Below are 14754 nucleotides of genomic sequence, written 5' to 3' on the forward strand. Positions count from 1 at the left end.
AGAGGCAGGGGAAAATAATGAGCAAAGTAAGAGTAGCAGTAATCGGTTGCGGTTCCATCTCCAAACATCGTCATATTCCTGAATATGTAGGCAACGAGAATGTTGAACTGGTTGCATTCGTTGATCCGGTAATCGAGCGTGCGGAAGAGTACGCTGCGAAACATGGCGGCAAGGCATTTGCCGATTATGAGACTATGCTGGCTGAAATTAAGCCGGATGCGGTAAGCGTATGTACGCCTAACTACCTGCATGCTTCCATGTCTATTGCGGCAGCTAACGCTGGCGCGCATGTCCTCGTTGAGAAGCCAATGGCCGTGACGGACGAAGAAGCGGCTGCTATGATCGAGGCTGCTGCGAAAAACGGCGTGAAGCTGATGGTGGGACATAACCAACGTCTGATGCCTCCGCACGTAAAAGCAAAACAAATTCTTGAATCCGGCGTTCTTGGCCGCGTTCTGACTTTCCGTACATCGTTTGGCCATCCTGGTCCGGACGGCTGGAGCATCGACGGTGCGGGAAGCTGGTTCTTCCGCAAGCCTGAAGCTATCATGGGCGCAATGGGTGACCTTGGCGTGCACAAATCCGACCTGATCCGTTACCTGTTGAACGATGAAGTATCCGAAGTTGCCGCATTTATCGGTACAATCGACAAAGCAGGCGACGTAGACGACAACGCTAACGTTGTTGTACGTATGAAGAGCGGCGCAATCGGTTCCCTGGTTGCAAGCTGGACGTACTACAAAGGCGAAGACAACAGCACGGTTCTGTGGTGCGAAAAAGGCGTTATGAAGATCGGCACGCATCCTGAAGATCAAGTTATCGTTGAGCTTCGCGACGGTTCCGTTGAAAAGCATAAAGTCGGCGAAATCTCCACAAACACGAAACAGCTGTCCAGCGGCGTAGTTGATGCATTCATCGATTCGATCGTTAACGATACGGTACCGGCTATCCCGGGCGAAGAAGGCCGCAAATCGCTTCAAGTTATCCTGAGCGCATTTGAATCCCAAGCAACAGGCCAATTTATCAAAGTAAACTAATCGCTATATATTGAAGAAACTCCTTAAGAGACTGCCCGAACAGGCGGTTTCTTGGGGAGTTTTTTATTTGTTATCCGTCTTTTTTGGAACCGCTTTCTTAAAAGATTCTAATGTTTCGATCTCCTAGAGTTGAAATATTCTGACATCTATGCCGAATCGCCAACAGCCGCCTGAATTTGCGGTTTAAGCGAGAAATGAGCACATTCTCATAAAGGCGCTCAACCGCCTGTTTTTACAGTGAAAACGCGTAACTTACCAGTTTTTGTGCCATGAAACAAGTTCGAAACACATGTTACGATAAGTGGCGTCGGAGGGCAAGTGATTAACAAGTTAACAAGTTACAAGCCAACAACATTTATACCACATACAATTTTAGGAGGATGAAATCATGAAGATGCAAACATTACGAGTGGGTGTCACTAGCTTAGCAGCAGCAGCTTTGATCAGCATAGGTGTAACGACTCCAACTGCAGGTGCAGCACCAGCTGTGAAGACGTACTCCACGAATTGCAATAATGTTTCGATGGATACAATTAATCAAATCGCTCAGCAATACGGTATCGACCTTAGCAAAATCACTTTCGGTGGCATTACAATTAAATTGCCTACGGAAGTAACGCAGCCAAGCACGGGTACAGGCAACACAGGTAACACTACAAAGCCTACTACACCAACAACACCAGCTAAGCCAACAACACCAAGCACAGGTACTGGCAACACAGGCAACACTACAAAGCCTACTACACCAACAACACCAGCTAAGCCAACAACACCAAGCACAGGTACTGGCAACACTGGCAGCGGTACAGTATCGCAAAGCGAGTTCGCATCCCAAGTTGTAACGCTTGTTAACAAAGAGCGTGCTAATGCGGGTCTGAAAGCTTTGACATCTGACGCTCTTTTGACTAAAGTGGCTACGGCTAAAGCACAAGACATGTACCAAAACAACTACTTTGACCATAACTCTCCAACTTACGGCTCGCCGTTCGATATGATGAAATCGTTTGGCGTGACTTACAACTACGCTGGCGAGAACATCGCTGTGGGTCAAAAATCGCCAACTGAAGTTATGACCGCTTGGATGAACAGTGCCGGTCACCGCGCTAACATTCTGAACGCAAACTACACGAAAATCGGCGTAGCTTACGTGAATGGCGAGTGGGTACAAGAATTCACAGGCTAATCCTACAATACTGTTCATTGAATTAACTCAATCCGGAAGAACCAAGCGTCAGGCGGTTCCGCCTGACGCTTTTCTTTTCTTCACATAAGCAAGTCATCCGTACTTAAATTCGCAGAAACCAGGGGGACAACACAATGAAGAAAGCATCGATGATGACAACGGCGGTACTCGGCTTATCTCTTATTTTTGCCACAGGATCGGTTCATGCGGCCAGCAAAACACATACGGCGGTTGAGGGCGATACGTTCTGGAAGCTCTCGCAGAAATATAGCGTGTCGGTTGATAAACTTATGAAAGCGAATGCAAAGATTGATCCGCTCAATATTTACGCCGGTCTTAATATCGTGATCCCGACAACAACAACGGCTCCAACAGCAAAAACGACAACAACAGCTGCCAAGGCTGCGGCTGCAAAAGCAACTACGGTTACCGCGCAAAGCGTTACGGATCAAGCGGGTACGATCCATACGTTCAGCAAGCAGCTGTCTATTCAAGCAACGGCTTACAGCGGCGATGCTTCCGAGAATGGCGGCTGGGCGGGCCTCGACTACTTCGGCAATAAGCTGAAGGTCGGCACGGTTGCGGTTGATCCTAAAGTTATTCCGCTTGGCACAAAGCTTTACATTACGGGCTATAACTCCGATGGCCTTCCAACTGGCGGGATGGTAGCGACAGCATCCGATGTTGGCGGCGCGATTAAAGGCAATCGTATTGATATCTATTTGCCGGGCACGCCTGCAGAGGTAAGCAATTTCGGCATTCAAAACGTAAAAGTATATGTTCTGAAGTAATGAGGTAACCGGCAGCCAAGAGGCTGCCGGTTATTTTGTTTTGTCGGCGGATTTATTCAGCAGTTCAGGGAGCGTGACAAATTTGTATCCCTTTTTCCTAAGCTGTGTGATAAGAACGGGCAGAGCTTCGATTGTTCCGGACAGATCCTGTCCATATCCGCCTCCTGCATGCTGCAGGACAATGGAGCCCGGCTGAAGAGTCTTTTTAATATTATGCAAAACGATGCTGCTATTCGGATTGTTGCGCCAATCGACGGAGTCCACATCCCAATTGACGACGGTATATCCGCTTTTGCCCGACCATGCCACTTGATCCGGGCGCATCTCTCCGTAAGGAGGACGTATAAAACGGGGGTGATACCCGATAATGTTGCTTACGATCGCATCCGTCCGCCAGATTTGGGTATGGAATTCCCGGGAATTAAGCTGTGACAAGACGGCATGATTATAAGAATGATTTCCTATGACATGCCCCTCGCGATGGATACGCCGGACTAGGGCAGGGTGCTTGACCGCGCGGGACCCCACAACAAAAAAGGTCGCGCAAACATCATAGCTGGCTAGTACATCCAGAATTTGTGGCGTAAACCTTGGGTCAGGCGCGTCATCAAAAGTTAGGGCTATTCGCTTGGCGTTTCTTGGACCGCTCAGGATAAACGTATTGGGAAACTGCTTATGCATCCTTACCCAGGACGTATCCGCCGTCTTTTTCTTTTTTTGTTTTGCGGGTGCAGAGGCATAGGCTTGCTCTACGGAAGCAAACAGCAAGACGATGGTAAACGCTAAAGCAAGCCATCGTGTAAATCTGCCGGACAGAGTCGGCATTCCCTTCATTCGTTTATAGCCTCCGTTTCTTATGTAGTCGCCAAGCTATTTTTCCCCGTTGTAAGAGAGATCATGCGCATAATAAAAACAGCCGCATCCGGTAAGCCGGACGCGGCTGCTCGTCATAAGTGCCTCACTTCATCTTGAATACTTGAATCGTGCGTTGAAGCTGTGTAGCCATATTGAGCATTCTCTCTGTCTCTTCCACAACACCTTGCACGGAAGAAATCTGCTCATTCATGGACGCGGATACCTGCTGGGTGCCGGCTGCGGATTCCTCCGTAATTGCGGAAATGTTTTGGATGGCGTCGGAAATCTTGCGTGCGCTCTCCAGCATTTGATCGCTTTCGCTTGCGAATGCCGCAATCTGCTGCGTAATGAATTGAACGCTTTGAACGATCTCGGCAAATACCATCTCGGATTCGCGGATTCGTTCAGTCTGAATCTTAACGACCTCTTCATTTACTTTCATGTGATTGATCGTTTGTTTAATGCCTTGATCGATACTCTTCACAAGGCTGAATACTTCCTTCGTGGAGACCGTAGCTTCTTCGGCAAGCTTGCGCACCTCTTGTGCGACTACCGCAAAGCCTCGGCCGTGCTCCCCGGCACGGGCAGCCTCGATGGAGGCGTTAAGCGAGAGCAGGTTGGTCTGTTCGGCAATATCGGAAATTGCCGTAGTCATTGCCGTAATGCCCTGCGCCTTGCGGGCCAGATCGGTAATCGTCTCCGATACCTTCTCGGTAGCTTCCACGTTGCGGCGCATCCCTTCGGATTGCGCTTCCAGCGCTCCTCGTCCTTTGTCAACGAGACTCAAGGTGAATTCGGAGCGTTCGTTCATTTCTTTTGTCGCATGGGCATAATTCGCGACTTTCTTCTCGATCTCGGCAATGGATTCGCTCATGTCCGCAACATCCTCGGAAATTTCGTTAGCGCCCGTAGCCAGCTCGTTGGAAGAGGCGGCAACTTGCTCCATCGCGATCTGAATATGGTTGTTTTTATCAAAAATATTGCGGCTTGTTTCGGATACATGCCTTGTAATATTGGAGGTTTCGGTCAAAATATCACGCAGCTTGTCCACCATGCTGTTGAAGGCATGGCCTACTTCGCCTAGAGACGCATTTGCAGCCGTATCGATTCGTTGAGTGAAATCCCCTTTGGAGATCCGGAACGCCGCGTTTGACATCTCTTCAAAGGAGGAGTTTAAAGCCTTCTCGATAAAGCCGACAGTCGGGTAAGCGAGAATCGCCAGTACCACCGTTACGATAAGGCCGGCTAGGATGGAGCCCCCACTGAATAAAATTACCAGGTTCAGCGCGATTGCAACCAGGACCAAATTTAAATAGATGGAGGTCATCAGCTTACTTCTAACGGATAAGGAATAGTACCATTGGCTCATTATGTAAGCGCTCCTTTTTTTAGAATAACCATATTATAGCATCAGAGGTGAAATTGGTCTATAAATGTCGAATAAGATCGAGAAATAGATTGTCATGAATAGATGTAATTGCGCGATAATTGTAAAAAATTATAATTTACTATATTGTAAATTTATTGAAAAGATTCATCTGTTATGAATCAAATTATAATACAGCCAACTGGAATTATCGTTACCAGCAGCCGAAGCATCAAATGCTGCGGGAAAAGAACAGCGATCATACCGGCTTTGATTTTTAGGCTATAGCCATTATCCATTCCGAACAGCCGTGCAGGTTTCCTGCACGGCTGAATTTAATTACCCGCTATTTAACCTCATGGCTTCCGGAATGCAGATGGGGAATTCCGCGGCTGTTGACCTCATGTTCCTGTGCGGCCGCGGGGAGCAGGAAGCCAAGCAATAAAGGAAGAAGGAACAGTCCGTAGACAAGAAGGCTTTTTAGAGGAGACATGGAATGGTCATGATCATGATCGTGGCTATGGTCGTGATCATGATGGGAATGATCATGGCCGCATTCCTCGCAATCCGCATGGGGCTTACGCTGCATGGCGAGCATGGCTTGGTGGATGGCGGCGGCGTTTAGGATGATGGCCGACAGCTTGACATAAAGCTCCATCCGGGGGGCTACATACAGCGGCAGCTGACCTAACCGTTCGAGGTAAATGATGAGGAAGGCGAATCCCACGAGAAACCCTGCCCGTATCCAGTTATGATTCATCGCAGCACCTCCAGCAGCCATACGCTGGCCAGCACAAGGGCAAAGGTCAACAGCGTAATCGAAAGAACGATTCGCGCACGGAACGCGGACAGCATCATCATCGTATTTTTCAAATCAATCATCGGGCCGAACACAAGAAAGGCGAGCAGCGGACCGTGATCGAACATTCCTCCAAACGATGCGGCGATAAAAGCATCCGAGGTCGAGCAGATCGACAGCAGGAAGGCAAGGCCCATCATGAAAAAATAGGAGAGAATGGGCTGATCCGCAACGGCCTCAAATGCTTGACGGTCAATAAAGGACTGGATAACGGCCGTAAGCAGTGCGCCAAAGATCAAATATTTGCCCATGTCAAAAAACTCGTCCGAAGCATGACTTAGCGTTGCCGACAGTCGCCAGCTTTTTTTTACCGGGTTGGGAGGATGCTCATGATGCTCATGATGTTCATGATGCTCATGATGTTCATGATGTTCATGATGTTCATGATGTTCATGATGTTCATGGTGATGGTCGTGGTCATGATTATGCTCATGGCGATGCGCAGAGATGTTGCCGGATGATTCTTTCAGAGGGCTGCCTTTCATGAACCGGTGAAGAAGAAGGCCGATAATAACGGTAACGATAAAGGCGATGATAAGGCGGTCGTAGGCCATTTGCGGCTCCAAGCGGAAAGCGGCATAAGTGGAAGTGAATACAATCGGATTAATAATGGGACCGGCCAGCAAATACACGATTCCGATATAAGCGGGCATGCCTTTCCGGATTAAGCGCCGCACGACGGGAATCATCCCGCACTCGCATAACGGGAACACGAGACCAAGCAGCGCGCCAAAAAGAATACCGACCATGTGGTGCTTTGGCGTCAGCCTCCGGATCATCTCGTCGGTCACGAATACCTGGAGCAGGGCAGAGAAAATAACGCCAAGCAGGATGAATGGAAAAGCTTCTAATATAATGCTTAAAAATACAATTTTGAACTCTTGCGCGCCATCGGACTCGAGCAGAGCGAGGGACCAGGGTTGTCCTGCCAGTATCAGGCAAACCATCACAAGACATCCGATACCCAGCAGCGGGGTCCCAAATCGGAATAATATGTTCAGCATGAGCCAACCTCTCTTTGATTACCAGAAAATGTTTACGCTAGTAACCAGCTTATGCGGGGCTTGGCCGCTATAGGACAACTTTTGCAGGCCGGGCTTGACATGGCGGTAGAGACTTGCGCTATAATCAGGGTACGAAATGCGATGAAGGGAACAAGTAAGCACAGGGGTTAATGCGTAACAGAGAGCTGGCGGACGGTGCAAGCCAGTGCAAGCCTGATTGCTGAATGGATCCTGGAGCCGATGGCGGAACACAGACTGTTGAAGTGCTGTCAATGCTTATCCGGCCGTTCCCCGTTACGGAACAATGAAGGCTTGTTGTCTTTAGCCCGGCGCCGATGACTATCGGTTATCCACGGGAGGCAATGAGTAAATTAGGGTGGCACCACGGTCCCTCGTCCCTTGCGGCGGGGTTTTTTTTGCGTTCACATACGCGTTTGAAACTGATAAGAAGAAGAAAAGGGGACGAGCTTTTTATGAAAAAAGTACTTTCAGGCATTCAGCCGAGCGGACAGCTTACGCTTGGCAACTATATCGGAGCGATGCAAAACTTCGTGAAGCTGCAGGAAACGGAAGAATGCTTCTTTATGGTCGTGGATCTTCATGCGATTACCGTGCCGCAAGAGCCGGCTATGTTCCGTGAGCAGATCGAATCGGTTGCGGCACTGTTTATCGCAGCGGGCCTTGACCCGGCTAAATCAAACATTTTCGTACAATCCCATGTGCGCGCGCATGCCGAGCTGGGATGGATTATGACGACCCTTACGGGTATGGGCGAGCTCGAGCGCATGACGCAATTCAAAGACAAGTCGGCCGGCAAAGATTCGGTAGGAGCGGGATTGTTCGTTTATCCTTCGCTTATGGCCGCGGACATTCTTGTGTACAATGCGGACCTTGTACCTGTAGGCGATGATCAAAAGCAGCATCTGGAGCTTACCCGCGATCTGGCAAGCCGCTTTAATTCCAGATTCGGAGAATACTTCACGGTTCCGGAGCCTTATATCCCGAAGGTAGGCGCAAGAATCATGTCGCTTGACGATGCAAGCAAGAAGATGAGCAAGAGCAATCCGAATGCCGGCAGCTATATTGCCCTTCTTGACGAGCCAAGCGTCATCCGCAAAAAAATCAGCCGTGCCACAACGGACTCCGGCCGCGAAGTGAAATATGATCCGGCGAACAAACCGGAGATCAGCAATCTGATCAGCATCTACTCGCATTGCGCGAATATGACAATCGCCGAGATAGAAGCCCGTTATGAAGGCCAAGGCTACGGGCCGTTCAAGAAGGATCTGGCCGAGCAGGTCGTGAATGTTCTTGAGCCGCTGCAGCAGAAGTACAAAGCGATCCGCGAATCCGGCGAGATCCATGCGATCCTGAAGCAAGGCGCAGAACGCGCATCGGAGCTAGCGGACCGCACGCTTGCCGGCGTCAAAGAAAAAATGGGCTTCCTTGCCCCGCGCGGATAATAATAAAACAAAAATAAAAGGCTGGCGCTATTAAGCGTCAGCCTTTATTTTCGTTACGGCGCCGGATTCTTGCCTTTACAACAAACCCTCCGCCAATCATGCACAGAGTGAGGATAGCAAACAGTATGGCCAGCCAGGCGTTAAAAGATATCGAAATCGCAGTAGCGGACATAAGCAGAACAGAGACGATGGCGAAGAACAAAGACAGTGGTTTAGACAAGGTGTTAACTCTCCTTTACGGATGCTTAATAATATTTTTTTGAGCTTAGCATATTTTGCGACAACATGCTCATAATAAGCTTGCAAGCTTGCAAAACATCACAGCTCTTAACTGAAGGGAGATTATCAGCATGGCTAGCAACAGATCGAGCAATCAATTGGTGGTTCCACAAGCACAAGCCGCTCTTAACCAAATGAAAATGGAAGCAGCTTCGGAGCTTGGCGTACAAATTCCAGCGGGCTGAACAACAATTGTCCGGCGGCAGCTTCCGCTAATCGTTTATAAATACACAACGCTTCAGAGGAAGCCACGAAGCTCAAGGGTAAAACCTTGAGCTTTTTCCATGCGCGCCAGCCAGCATGATCACGAAAAAAAAGCCCCTTCTTATTGTGCGCCAGGGGCTTTCCTTCGTCAAGTCGAGTCGTTAATAAGAGTTCATTCGCAGCCGTTTCGTTAAGCGGTCATCGCTTAACCAACCGACATACGAGCCAACCGTTTCGTACTCCTTGTTCATAAGCAGTACGGCAACAAACGGGAATTGCTTGCGGTGCCGGTAACGGACATCCGACCAGCGGACCTCATATCCCCAGGGATGCTCCTTCACTTCGGCGCAAGCAAATTTGGTAAAATACAAAAAGCTGCGAATCGCGTTGTCGTTTCTGGATTTAGCTACGGCAGGATGATCGGAGCAGCGGACATTGTCCAGCCATCTGAGCTTATTGCCGCGAAGATCCCCGATAACAAAGCTGCCGTCGGAAGCTCGCTTTACAATATTCCAATGCGACAGAGAGATCGTTGGAATGGCTATATAGCCTTGTGTTCCGTCCGGTTCAGGGTCCAGGGAACGGAGCCTGCGAAGCGTGCTTCTGTGAGCCAGCGTCCGCCATGTATAATAGATGACGGTAAACAGGTACAAAACCGGAAAAACGGCAACGGGACTAGCGAGGCCAAACGCCCAAATCAATATCGCAATGACATGGGTAGCGAAGATAACCGGATCAAAGATATGGATGATATTCCATGAAATCCATTTCTCGGTAAATGGCCGCATGGCTTGGGTTCCGTAAGCATTAAACAAATCGGTGAATACGTGAAGGCAGACGGCTAACAGCACCCAGGAGCCGACATGCAGCCAAGGCAGGCTGCCTCGGTAAACGAGCTGAAGCAATCCCGTAATTAGGATCGTCCAGATGGCGATAGCCGGCAAGGAATGCGAGATACCTCGGTGATTCCGGATATAGCTGGCATTTCCTTTCAGCTTCAGAAAGGTGTCAAAATCCGGAGCCTGCGAGCCGATTATGGTTCCGACTAAGACAGCGGCAAAGATGGATGGATTGTTGGCGACAACGGGATCGATACAAGCCAGTCCGGCGAGTCCGATCCCCATGACAAGATGCGTTCCTGTGTCCACGGCTAGACCTCCTAAAAATGGTTGCAGGGGCTTTGATTCAATTAGCTGTAGTATCAACGGAGGAGCTTTACTTTATCAATGGTAAAAAGAAAGGGGTTAACGACAATCATGTATATTTGCTTTGCGGAATATAAAATCACGGCGGGCGAGAGGGATGTTTATTTAGCCTATGTCCATTCATTAATGAAGGAATCGGGTCAGAACGTCCAATTATATGAAGGAACGGATCAAATCAACTTGTTTGTGGAGATCTGGACGGCCGCAACCGAAGAGGAAGCCGAAGCCATAAAAAAAGAACGCTGCGATGAGCGTTCTTCTTGGTACCGGGTAGCCGAATGGATTCCCGGCGGTGCGGACAAAATGCATGTATGGACATTTAAGCCGGCGGGGGTTGGCTTAAATGCAGGGTAGTTCTTAGCCTTCGCGGGTCGACAGCGGTGTCGTATTCGTAATGGTTCCGCCTTGGAACGGATACTCATACGCGATTTCGCCCTCAAACGTTACATAATCCAAGTTCAAAGTGAGCAGCAGGTAACGCATGCCGGTGGAAGGATCGCTAATAATAATATGATCGCGGCCGGCTGCTTCGATAATGCCGCGGAATACTTTGGCATTCCATTCGCGGTTGTTCTCGTAAGTCATGTAGAAAGTAGCCATTTTGCCACGGTTAAGACGCAAGATGTTTTCTACGTAAGATTCTTCCACGGCCGGAAGGGCAACAATGTTCCCGCCAGATTGGGTAACTACAGAGCCGTTCGGCACCATCGGAAGCGATTGCGCACCGAGTGTTCCCGTTTGCGGCATAACTGGCATTGGCATAGGCATAGGCATTGCCATGTTAGGCATTGTTGCAGCAGGAGACACGGCAGTAGGGAAGCCGCCTCCGTAACCGCCACCTGCAAATGGGCTGACTCCACCGTAACCGCCTGTGCTAGCCGGACTTACTGCATTTTTGTAACCATAACCGTAAGACATGCTGTTGATCCTCGCTTTCAATCTTTGAAATTTGTTGATTGATCAGTACACTTGTGGACAATGTTCTTTTTTTCGGGTTATTCCTGTCGCGTGCGCTCTGATAAAAGAAACCTTCTTGCGTAGCCTCAAAGCCTCCGGGATTCTGGTGCTGATGACTGCCATATGTTCGGGCTCTTTACTTCCCTTCAGCCTATACAGAGCTGGGCACTTGACTACATACCTATAGTATTGAAGGGCGGTCAAAAGGGTTACACATTTATTGTCACAATTTGAATGGCGAATTGATGAACAATAGCTCCTAACGTTGTCATGGCATCTATTTTTCTGTATGATTAAGAACGATTCATCAATGAAAATGTATAGGCGCGCGTGCTTGCGTGCCTTGTTGCATAACTCGGGAGGCTCGCTTCGTGTTGAAAGATTTAATTGCATTAACCAAACCACGGCTGCTCCGGCTTAATGTATTTGCCGCTATTGGCGGTTTCTGGGTCGCTTCCAAATGGGATATTGACTGGCTGACATTGCTGTGGGTCGTCATTGGCTCAGCGGTTACGATAGGCTCGGCTTGCGTCATTAATAACTACTGGGATCGAGAGCTTGATCAGAAGATGGAGCGCACGAAAGAGCGCGCATTGCCTAAGGGCCGTCTCCAGCCTGGCTTTGTGCTAGGTTACGGCATCGTTCTTGGCATAATCGGCCTTGCGATTTTGTTTGTTCTGGTAAATCCGGTTACGGGCTGGCTTGGTTTTCTAGGCTGGTTTGTTTATATCTTCATCTATACAATCTGGTTGAAACGCACGTCCACCTGGAGCACGTCGATTGGCGGTATTTCCGGGGCAATGCCTCCGGTGCTTGGCTATTGCGCGGTAACGAATGAAGTGGATATGGGAGCATGGCTGTTGTTTGCCTTCTTGTTCCTGTGGCAGCCGGCGCATTTCTGGTCGCTTGCTATTCGCCGGGTAGAGGAATACCGTACAGCCGGTTTCCCGTTGCTTCCGGTGGTAAAAGGGATTAAACGGACGAAGCTTCAAATGATTCCTTATGTGGTCCTTCTGATTCCAACCTGTGTACTGCTATACACCTACGGATACACGGGCATTGTATTCCTGATCCTGTCTGTGATCGCCGGGGTTGTTTGGGCTGTTCACACGGTCCAAGGCATTAAAGCGGAAAATACCGAGAAATGGGCGAAGGTTAACTTCCTTATTTCCGTTAACTATTTGATGGTTGTCTTTATTGTAATGATGGCAAATACCGTGAAGTAATCTGTTAGCCAGGATGATTCCTTTTAGGGAGGACGAGAACCGAAATGGCATTTCTCAAAAAGCACAGCTTCAAATTCGCTGTACTGGCGCTTTGCTTGGCAATGGGCATTTATTTATTCATTACGAACTACTCTCAGAGCAGCGGTGGCAGTAAAATGCCCGTTCAAATGGCTGCTCCGTCATTTGCATTGAAAGATATTAACGGCAATGAGGTTTCGCTGGATTCCACAAACGGCAAAGCGAGGCTGGTCTACTTCTATTGGGCAAGCTGTCCCGATGTATGCCCTCCAACAACGTTTATGATCTCCGAGGCAGAGGACCAACTTCGTGAAGCAGGGCTTCTTGGCACGAAAGCTGAGCTGATTTCGATTACTTTCGATCCGGCTCATGATACGCCTGATGTCATTCGGGACTTCGCAACCCGCAACTTTGCGCAGCTGGATGAAGGGGGCTGGGACTTTCTGCGCGGCGATGACGAGGAAGCCGCGATCAAGCTGGCAAGAGATTTTGGCGTCAGCGTGAAGAAGGATGAGGCAACCAAGTCATTCATACATATGAATGTCATCACGCTTGTTGACAAGAAGGGCCAAATACGCAAATGGATTAACGGCAGCGACGAATCACTTACGCCCGAGAGCTTGGTGTCGGATTTGAAGCAGCTCGCGAAGGAATAAGCGATGGAAATACTTTGGCACATATTATGGAGCAATGTTTTGCCGCTCACATTGATGATAGCTGTTGGCTTCACAATGCAGCGGCTTTTTTCTTTGGATATCAAAACCTTGTCGAAGCTGAACTTTTATGTATTTTCTCCATCCGTCATTTTTAATTTGCTGTATACAACAGACATTTCAGCAGCACTGATCGGTCAGGTCTTATTGTTCGTGATTCTGTTTATGACTCTGCAGGCTTCATGCGTTGAGGCAGCCGTCCGGCTGCGCGGGCTGGAGGGGGGCATGCGCGGGGCGATGCGCAACAGCGTCCTGTTCTATAACAGCGCCAATTACGGGATTCCGCTTAATCAGCTTGCTTTCTCGGCGAACCCTTATACGCTGTCGATTCAGATTATCGTAATGGTCACGCAGTCTCTGCTTCCCAATACATTCGGCATCTACAGCGTCAACGCGCATAGGATGAGCTTCCGCTCTACGCTTCGTACCATACTGTCGCAGCCGATTATTTACGTTATTCCGATTGCCTTTCTGCTTCACGGCTTTCAGGTGCGGCTGCCGCAACCCGTCGAGACGCCTATTACGTATTTGTCGAATGCCTTTATCGGGACGGCTCTGGTTACGCTGGGCGTACAGCTTGGCAATATGAAGTGGGAGCTTAATCCCGTTCTGATCAAAAATGTTCTGCTTGCGAACGGATTGCGTCTGATAGGCGGTCCTGCCTTGGCCGCATTGGTCGTTTGGGTGCTTGGATTCTTTATGACCATCGACCATATGATGGCGGCGGCGCTTATCGTATCGTCATCTGTGCCAACCTCGCTGAGCAGCGTACTGCTTGCCGTCGAGTTCGACAACGAGCCGGAATTCGCCTCGCAGGCCGTATTTCTCTCAACCGTGATCAGCATTGTTACGGTGGCAGTCGTTATTTTCCTTCTTCATATTTAACGGGGTATTGGATGAATGGCTCCAGACCGGCCTTCTCCAATTGCTCGATCAGATAATCCTCCGGGGTATGCTCTACTCCCGGGTAGCCGCGGCGGGTGTAGATATGCTCGGCGTCAGGGAATAAGTCGCGGAGGATGCCGCGGATCCGCTTGCCCGAGGAATCATTGTCGGTGAAAATATAGACGTCCTTGTCTCCAATCTGCTTGCGCAGCTTCTCCAGCTGGACGGTACCCGGCGTACCAAAGGTGCAGAAGATGGGGACGGATTCATCAAGTACGCGGCGAAGCCGGCTTTTGTCGTTTTTGCCTTCTACGATAATGGCGATATCCATAGCAGTCACCAGCCTTTTATTCTGTAGCTTCTTACATGTAGTGTAGCGATATTCATAAGCCGCGGGCAAGAAAAAGATTCCTAATGGAAAAAGGGACGGAGCCACTAGAGCTCCGTCCCTTTTCATATTCATAAAGAGTTTCTTAGTATAATCCGCCGCCGCAAATGGTGCAGACGATGATAACGAGGAGGATAAACAATACGAGGATGGACCCCACATTGTTAAAGCCGCCACCGCGATGATCGCTTACAGGTGAAACATGAATTTCAGACATCTAAGTCACCCCTCTCTAGCAAGCTTCAACGTCATGTCGACCGGGCAATGTTCCTTCCGGAGCAATTGTCCTTCGTGGCCACCTGACATAGTGCATTATATGCC

17 protein-coding genes and 1 pseudogene are annotated in these 14754 nt (G+C 49.3%); 9 read left to right on the forward strand and 9 right to left on the reverse strand.

The features are described 5' to 3' along the window. The first annotated feature begins 17 nt into the window (after positions 1-17). The 3 genes from WFJ73_RS29760 (at position 18) to WFJ73_RS29770 (ending at position 3011) form a co-directional block, all read left to right on the forward strand. Positions 18-1037 (forward strand): Gfo/Idh/MocA family protein, encoded by a 1020-nt coding sequence (locus WFJ73_RS29760; protein WP_336776520.1) that lies wholly within the window; start codon positions 18-20, stop codon positions 1035-1037. Between the two features lie 388 nt (positions 1038-1425). Next, positions 1426-2220, forward strand: a complete 795-nt coding sequence (locus tag WFJ73_RS29765) for a CAP domain-containing protein (RefSeq protein ID WP_336776521.1) — start codon at positions 1426-1428, stop codon at positions 2218-2220. A 134-nt stretch (positions 2221-2354) separates the two neighbouring features. Then, positions 2355-3011 carry a 3D domain-containing protein gene (locus tag WFJ73_RS29770; protein WP_336776522.1) on the forward strand — a complete coding sequence of 219 codons (657 nt, stop codon included), beginning with the start codon at positions 2355-2357 and terminating at the stop codon, positions 3009-3011. Between the two features lie 30 nt (positions 3012-3041). Here the strand turns inward: WFJ73_RS29770 and WFJ73_RS29775 are convergent, their stop codons facing one another. The 4 genes from WFJ73_RS29775 to WFJ73_RS29790 all read right to left on the reverse strand — a co-directional run bounded on the left by WFJ73_RS29775 (position 3042) and on the right by WFJ73_RS29790 (position 7095). Continuing rightward, positions 3042-3845: a polysaccharide deacetylase family protein gene (locus WFJ73_RS29775; RefSeq protein ID WP_336776523.1), complete on the reverse strand. Its 804-nt coding sequence runs from the start codon at positions 3843-3845 to the stop codon at positions 3042-3044. Between the two features lie 124 nt (positions 3846-3969). Next, positions 3970-5235, reverse strand: coding sequence for a methyl-accepting chemotaxis protein (locus tag WFJ73_RS29780; protein WP_336776524.1), 1266 nt, complete (start codon positions 5233-5235; stop codon positions 3970-3972). A 343-nt stretch (positions 5236-5578) separates the two neighbouring features. Further along, entirely contained in the window at positions 5579-5992 is a 414-nt protein-coding gene (locus tag WFJ73_RS29785) for a DUF1980 domain-containing protein (protein ID WP_336776525.1), read from the reverse strand. Next, positions 5989-7095, reverse strand: a complete 1107-nt coding sequence (locus WFJ73_RS29790) for a permease (RefSeq protein WP_336776526.1) — start codon at positions 7093-7095, stop codon at positions 5989-5991. Before WFJ73_RS29790 ends, WFJ73_RS29785 begins: the two co-directional genes overlap by 4 nt. 473 nt (positions 7096-7568) lie before the next feature. On the opposite strand from WFJ73_RS29790, the gene trpS reads away from it, so the two are divergent. Continuing rightward, positions 7569-8558, forward strand: a complete 990-nt coding sequence (trpS, locus tag WFJ73_RS29795; RefSeq protein ID WP_336776527.1) for a tryptophan--tRNA ligase — start codon at positions 7569-7571, stop codon at positions 8556-8558. Between the two features lie 37 nt (positions 8559-8595). Here trpS and WFJ73_RS29800 read toward each other — a convergent pair whose 3' ends face one another. After that, on the reverse strand, positions 8596-8778 hold the full coding sequence (locus WFJ73_RS29800; RefSeq protein WP_336776528.1) for a DUF5325 family protein: 183 nt from the start codon (positions 8776-8778) through the stop codon (positions 8596-8598). Between the two features lie 130 nt (positions 8779-8908). On the opposite strand from WFJ73_RS29800, the pseudogene WFJ73_RS29805 reads away from it, so the two are divergent. Beyond that, positions 8909-9013 (forward strand): annotated as a pseudogene (locus WFJ73_RS29805) (small, acid-soluble spore protein, alpha/beta type); the annotation flags it as partial. A 189-nt stretch (positions 9014-9202) separates the two neighbouring features. Here WFJ73_RS29805 and WFJ73_RS29810 read toward each other — a convergent pair. Then, the gene (locus WFJ73_RS29810; RefSeq protein ID WP_336776529.1) at positions 9203-10189 is read right to left on the reverse strand and encodes a metal-dependent hydrolase; all 987 of its coding nucleotides are present in this window, start codon (positions 10187-10189) and stop codon (positions 9203-9205) included. A 78-nt stretch (positions 10190-10267) separates the two neighbouring features. Between WFJ73_RS29810 and WFJ73_RS29815 the strand changes: the two genes are divergently transcribed. Beyond that, positions 10268-10600, forward strand: coding sequence for a hypothetical protein (locus WFJ73_RS29815; protein WP_336776530.1), 333 nt, complete (start codon positions 10268-10270; stop codon positions 10598-10600). Positions 10601-10603: 3 nt separating this feature from the next. Here the strand turns inward: WFJ73_RS29815 and gerQ are convergent, their stop codons facing one another. After that, positions 10604-11164 carry a spore coat protein GerQ gene (gene gerQ, locus WFJ73_RS29820; RefSeq protein ID WP_336776531.1) on the reverse strand — a complete coding sequence of 187 codons (561 nt, stop codon included), beginning with the start codon at positions 11162-11164 and terminating at the stop codon, positions 10604-10606. A 389-nt stretch (positions 11165-11553) separates the two neighbouring features. On the opposite strand from gerQ, the gene cyoE reads away from it, so the two are divergent. From cyoE to WFJ73_RS29835, 3 genes are read left to right on the forward strand one after another with little or no spacing between them, the layout of a single operon-like run. Further along, entirely contained in the window at positions 11554-12429 is an 876-nt protein-coding gene (cyoE, locus tag WFJ73_RS29825; protein ID WP_336776585.1) for a heme o synthase, read from the forward strand. A 44-nt stretch (positions 12430-12473) separates the two neighbouring features. Further along, positions 12474-13103, forward strand: a complete 630-nt coding sequence (locus tag WFJ73_RS29830) for an SCO family protein (RefSeq protein WP_132307946.1) — start codon at positions 12474-12476, stop codon at positions 13101-13103. Between the two features lie 3 nt (positions 13104-13106). Next, entirely contained in the window at positions 13107-14045 is a 939-nt protein-coding gene (locus tag WFJ73_RS29835) for an AEC family transporter (protein ID WP_336776532.1), read from the forward strand. On the opposite strand, the gene WFJ73_RS29840 is transcribed toward WFJ73_RS29835, so the two are convergent. Then, positions 14023-14376, reverse strand: a complete 354-nt coding sequence (locus tag WFJ73_RS29840) for a toprim domain-containing protein (RefSeq protein WP_201007970.1) — start codon at positions 14374-14376, stop codon at positions 14023-14025. The two genes, WFJ73_RS29835 and WFJ73_RS29840, sit on opposite strands and share 23 nt — an antisense overlap. A gap of 142 nt (positions 14377-14518) precedes the next feature. Next, entirely contained in the window at positions 14519-14650 is a 132-nt protein-coding gene (locus WFJ73_RS29845) for a YjcZ family sporulation protein (RefSeq protein ID WP_336776533.1), read from the reverse strand. Positions 14651-14754 lie beyond the last annotated feature (104 nt).

The sequence above is a fragment of the Paenibacillus sp. MMO-58 genome (genome assembly GCF_037146255.1).
In the GTDB taxonomy this organism is placed as follows: domain Bacteria; phylum Bacillota; class Bacilli; order Paenibacillales; family Paenibacillaceae; genus Pristimantibacillus.